This is a genomic window from Corallococcus praedator, assembly GCF_003612125.1.
Lineage (GTDB): Bacteria > Myxococcota > Myxococcia > Myxococcales > Myxococcaceae > Corallococcus > Corallococcus praedator.
This window is the reverse complement of sequence record NZ_RAWI01000547.1, coordinates 1-4,984: the sequence shown is the minus strand read 5'-3', so window position 1 is coordinate 4,984 and position 4,984 is coordinate 1. Positions and strand designations below refer to the sequence as shown.

Below are 4,984 nucleotides of genomic sequence, written 5' to 3'. Positions count from 1 at the left end.
TGAAGGAGTAAGCTTCGGCGATGGCAACCACGCCGGTAATGCCCTGCACCTGCACCGGCGTGGAACGTCTCGTCGTCGTCCCGTCGCCCATCTGGCCGAAGTCGTTGTGGCCCCAGGCCCAGACGGTACCGTCCGACTTCAACGCTACGGTGTGGTAGCGACCAGCGGAGAGGGCAATCACGCCGGTGAGGCCCTGTACCTGTACCGGCGTGGAGCGGCTCGTCGTCGTCCCATCGCCCAGCTGGCCGTCGCGGTTCCAGCCCCAGGCCCAGACGGTGCCGTCCGACTTCAGCGCTACGGTGTGGGCGTCACCCGCAGCGACGGCGAGCATTCCGGTGAGGCCCAGCACCTGTACCGGCGTGGGGTGGTTCGCCGTCGTCCCGTTTCCCACCTGGCCATATTCGTTGTAGCCCCAGGCCCAGACGGTGCCGTCCGACTTCACCGCCACGGTGTGGAGGCCGCCTGCGGCGAAGGCCGCGACGCCCGTCAAGCCCGGCACCTGCACCGGCGTGGAACGGCTCGTCGTCGTCCCGTCACCGAGTTGGCCGTAGCCGTTGTAGCCCCAGGCCCAGAGGGTGCCGTCCGACTTCACCGCTGCGGCGTGGTTGTCACCCGTAGCGACGGCGACCACTCCGGCGAGTCCCTGTACTTGCACGGGCGTGGAGCGGCTCGTCGTTGTGCCGTCGCCCAGCTCCCCGTTGCTGTTGTAACCCCAGGCCCAGACGGTGCCGTCCGATTTCAAGGAGAGCGAATGGGAATACCCGCCCGCCAGCTTCTGCTGGCGCGAGAGGGCGCCGCACGCGCTCCCGGCCTGAAGGGAAAAGACGTAGGAGGCGGAGAGGCCGAGGGCGTTGGTGACGGTCGCCGTCACCGAGGGCGTTGCTCCCGCCGGAACGCACGCAGGCGCCGTCCAGAGGACTTCGCTCGTCGTGGCTGCGCTGGTGGCGGTGCCCAGCGTGCCGGTGCTGGCGGCCCAGGTAAAGGAGAGCGCGCTGCCCTGGGCGTCCTTCGCCTTCACCCGGAAGACGACGCTGGCACCGGCCGCCGGCACCGTGGCCGCCGACTGGGACGTCTCCACCACCTCGGGCGAGAATCGCCCCGTCGTTGGCGGGCCCACGTGGACGGTGAGCGTCCCCGTCCCCTGGCCGCCGCGGCCGTCCTGCACCGTCACCGTCAGGGCGCAGGTGCCGCCCGAAGGCTGGGTGGAGGGCGTGAAGGTGGCGCTGGCGGAGGTGGCATTCGTCCACGTGCCCGCGCATGAGGTCGTCCACTGAGAGCCGAGGCCGTCCCCATCGTTGTCGTTCGCGGAAGCAGTCACCGCGGTGGCCTGGCCGACCGCCACCGAGGAAGGCGTCGCGGTGACGCCAATCACCTGGGGCCAGGTGTTGAAGGTGACGTTGACGGCGGCGCTGCCGGTGCCGGTGCTCACCGTCACCGTGACGCTCAAGGCCGCGGAGGCGCCCTTGGAGTCCGTCACCGTCAGCGTCAGCACCACGGGGCCGGCGGAGGCCGGCGCCGTCCAGGCCGTGGAGAGGCTGGAGGCGGCGCCGAAGCTGCCCGAGGCTGCCGTCCAGACGTAGGTGAGGGGGTCGCCCGCGTTCAGGTCGTCCGCGGTGGCCTGGAGGGTCACCTGGCCGCCCGGGGCGACGGTGCCGGGGCTGGCCACCAGCGAGAGGATGCGGGGCGCGGCATTCTCGAAGGGCGGCGGCGCATTCACCTCCTGCAAGAGCAGCGTCACCGCCGCCGTCTGCCCGGCCTGGATGGTGACGGGCGTCACCTGGCCCGCGTAGCGCACGGTGTTGGAGGCGTCGAAGGCCTGCGCGCTGAAGGTGCGCCCGGTGCCCGCGGGGAGTTGCCCCAGCACCCCACCCCACTGGCCCCCCGTCTTCACCAGGGCGTCCGTTCGCGTCGTCATGTCCGCGCCGCTCACGGTGAGCTCCACGCGGGCCACATCGCTGGCGCTCAACGCCTGCGGCATCGTCACCACCGCCTGCGCGCTTCCCTCCGCCACTTCCTGCTGCGCGCCACCGCATCCAGCCAATGCCAGCACCAGGCTCAGGGCCAGCACTGCCAATCCGCTTCGACTCTCTTTGCGCATGCGCTTCTCCGGAGCGTGGGACTTGAAAGCCCTCTCCCGCCGCGGATCCGCGCCCACGTGGACGGATGGCTTTTCGGTGGAGAGGGGCGCAGGACTCTAGGAGTAGTTCCCGTGCCCGCGCCCCTGAGTCGCCCCCGCACCGAGGAGTGCCTTCGGACCTCTCGCGTCCCCGCCTCTCCAAGGCTACCCAAGGGGGGAGTTGCACTACTGCTCCTCCTGCCCCTGGGCCGCTTCTCCGAGACTTCTGCGGGCGGATTGTCCGGTTAACGGTCAACTGGCCTGCCCTCGAAAGCAGCGCCGGTGAACGGCGAAAGGCTGGCCGCACTCCCGGCATTCGAGGGCGATGACGTTCTCAGCAGGTGCAGGCGCGGTGGACTCGGTTGATGGAAACAGGACATGCGCATATCCTCATGTCGTCATGCCAGCCAGCACTCCACTTGATGTTCGCCCCCTGAGTCGCGCCCTCAAAGCGCTGGGAGACGAGACGCGTCTACGCATCGTCGCCCTCCTCTCGCACTCGGAGTTGTGCGTCTGCCACCTGGAGAGCGTCCTCTCCCTGCCGCAGTCCAACACCTCCCGGCACCTCTCCGTCCTCAAGGCCGCGGGCCTTGTCGAAGCCAGGCGCGAGGGCAGCTGGGTCTACTACCGGTTGGCCCCGCAGCTGGACGAGCTGTGCGGCAGCCAGGTGCGCGCCCTCGTGGACGCGTTCGCGAAGCGGGACGTCCTGCGGCGGGAGGTGGCGCGCGTCCTCAAGTCCTGCGGCCCTGACGCCTGCAAGTAATGCCCGCGCAGGCCGCTTCCTTCTTCCTTGCCCCTGGCCTCTCCCATGTCCTCCCCCGCTGCTTCTGACAGCATCGTCAAGAAGCTCTCCGTCATCGACCGGTTCCTGCCGGTGTGGATCTTCGCCGCCATGGGCCTGGGCATCGGCCTGGGTCGGGCCTTCCCGGACCTGGGGGCGCGGCTGGACACGGTGAAGCTGGACACCGTCTCGTTGCCCATCGCCCTCGGCCTCTTGTGGATGATGTTCCCGGTGCTCGCGAAGGTGCGCTACGGCGAGCTGGGCCACCTGCGCGCTCGCGGCAAGCTCTTCACCACGTCCCTGGTGCTCAACTGGGTCGTGGGGCCGGTGCTGATGTTCGCGCTGGCGTGGCTCTTCCTGCCGGACCTGCCGCACTACCGCAACGGCCTGGTGCTCATCGGCCTGGCTCGCTGCATCGCCATGGTCCTCATCTGGAACATGCTCGCGTGCGGAAGCAACGAGGTGGCCGCCGTGCTGGTGGCCCTCAACTCCGTCTTCCAGATTCTCTTCTACTCGGTGCTCGGTTGGCTCTTCCTCACCGTCATCCCCAGCTGGCTCGGCGCGGATGTCACCGCGTTCGACGTCTCCATGTGGAGCATCGCCAAGAGCGTGCTCATCTTCCTGGGCGTGCCGTTGGTGGCTGGGGCGCTGACGCGCATCGTCCTCACCCGGATCAAGGGAGACGCGTGGTACGAGCAGCGTTTCCTGCCGCGCCTCGGGCCCACCGCGCTCCTCGGTCTGCTCTACACAATCGTGCTGATGTTCGCGATGCAGGGGGAGAAGCTGACGCGCCTCCCGCTGGACGTGGTGCGCATCTCCCTGCCGCTCATCGTCTACTTCGTCATCATGTTCGCGAGCGCCTTCTTCCTCTCGCGCAAGCTGGGCTTCAGCTACGAGGAGACGGCCTCGCTGTCCTTCACGGCCGCCGGCAACAACTTCGAGCTGGCCATCGCCGTCGCTGTCGGCGTCTTCGGCATGTCCTCGGGTGAGGCCCTGGCGGGCGTGGTGGGCCCGCTCATCGAGGTGCCCGCCCTTATCGCCCTCGTCTACCTGTCGCTGTGGCTGCGACGACGCCTCTTCCCTGAAGCCCGTGAAGCCGTGTTGCCCCGCCGCTTCGAGGAGTCTCCACGATGAATTCAGTCATCTTCGCCTGCGTCCACAACGCCGGCCGCTCGCAGATGGCGGCCGCCTTCTTCAACCTCCTGGTGGAGCCCTCCAAGGCACGGGCCGTCTCCGCGGGGACTCAGCCGGGCACGCGTGTCCATCCCGAGGTCCTGGCGGTGATGGCGGAGGCCGGCGTGGACTTGTCGAGCGCCCAGCCCCAGCTCCTCACCGATGAACTCGCGCAAGGCGCCCGGTGGCTCATCACCATGGGGTGCGGGGACGCGTGCCCCTTTGTGCCGGGGCTGAAGCGTGGCGACTGGCCGCTGGAGGACCCCAAGGGCAAGCCCCTGGAGCGCGTCAGGGAGATCCGCGACGAGGTCCGCACCCGCGTCCTGGAGCTGCTGACGCGCGAGGGCTGGGCCCGGTAGCGCCGAGCACGGCGCTCTTCACGAACCGGTGAAGAGCACCTGCTGCCCCGGGGGCGGGCCCAGGCCCTCCCTTTCCTTCACCTGCCCCTGGGCCCCGTCCGCGGACGTCTGCGATATCTGCTGGGCGCCCGCCAACGGCGGGAGCCCAGTGCCTCGTCAGGGGCTCAGGCCCGACACCTGCACGGGTGAGAGGCGGCCCGCCGTCGTCCCGTCGCCCAGCTGGCCCCAGCTGTTGTGCCCCCAGGCCCAGACAGTGCCGTCTGACTTCAGCGCCAGGCCGTGGGTTGCGCCGCCAGCCAGGGCGACCACCCCGGAGAGGTTCTGCGTTTGCACCGGTGTGGAGCGGCTCGTCGTCGTCCCGTCGCCCAACTGGCCGACGTCGTTGTCGCCCCAGGCCCAGACGGTGCCGTCCGACTTCAGCGCCAGGCTGAAGGAGTAAGCTTCGGCGATGGCAACCACGCCGGTAATGCCCTGCACCTGCACCGGCGTGGAACGTCTCGTCGTCGTCCCGTCGCCCATCTGGCCGAAGTCGTTGTGGCCCCAGGCCCAGACGGT

5 protein-coding genes are annotated in these 4,984 nt (G+C 69.4%); 3 read left to right on the top strand and 2 right to left on the bottom strand.

Annotated elements, in window-relative coordinates; all coding sequences use genetic code 11:
* Positions 1–2,098: RCC1 domain-containing protein (locus tag D7Y13_RS48390; protein WP_244222431.1), on the bottom strand; the 2,098-nt coding region annotated here is incomplete at its 3' end.
* A gap of 343 nt (positions 2,099–2,441) precedes the next feature.
* Between D7Y13_RS48390 and D7Y13_RS38405 the strand changes: the two genes are divergently transcribed.
* Genes D7Y13_RS38405 through D7Y13_RS38395 form a run of 3 tightly spaced genes read left to right on the top strand, consistent with a single transcriptional unit; the run spans position 2,442 to position 4,429 of the window.
* The gene (locus D7Y13_RS38405; protein WP_341870465.1) at positions 2,442–2,879 is read left to right on the top strand and encodes an ArsR/SmtB family transcription factor; all 438 of its coding nucleotides are present in this window, start codon (positions 2,442–2,444) and stop codon (positions 2,877–2,879) included.
* Positions 2,880–2,924: 45 nt separating this feature from the next.
* Positions 2,925–4,031: an ACR3 family arsenite efflux transporter gene (gene arsB / locus D7Y13_RS38400; RefSeq protein ID WP_120586047.1), complete on the top strand. Its 1,107-nt coding sequence runs from the start codon at positions 2,925–2,927 to the stop codon at positions 4,029–4,031.
* A complete protein-coding gene (locus tag D7Y13_RS38395) occupies positions 4,028–4,429 on the top strand; it encodes an arsenate reductase ArsC (RefSeq protein ID WP_120536543.1) in 402 nt (133 codons plus the stop codon). The genes arsB and D7Y13_RS38395 overlap by 4 nt, the downstream gene beginning before the upstream one ends.
* 156 nt (positions 4,430–4,585) lie before the next feature.
* Here the strand turns inward: D7Y13_RS38395 and D7Y13_RS38390 are convergent.
* The coding region (locus tag D7Y13_RS38390; RefSeq protein WP_369333604.1) for an RCC1 domain-containing protein at positions 4,586–4,984 on the bottom strand (399 nt) is incomplete at its 5' end.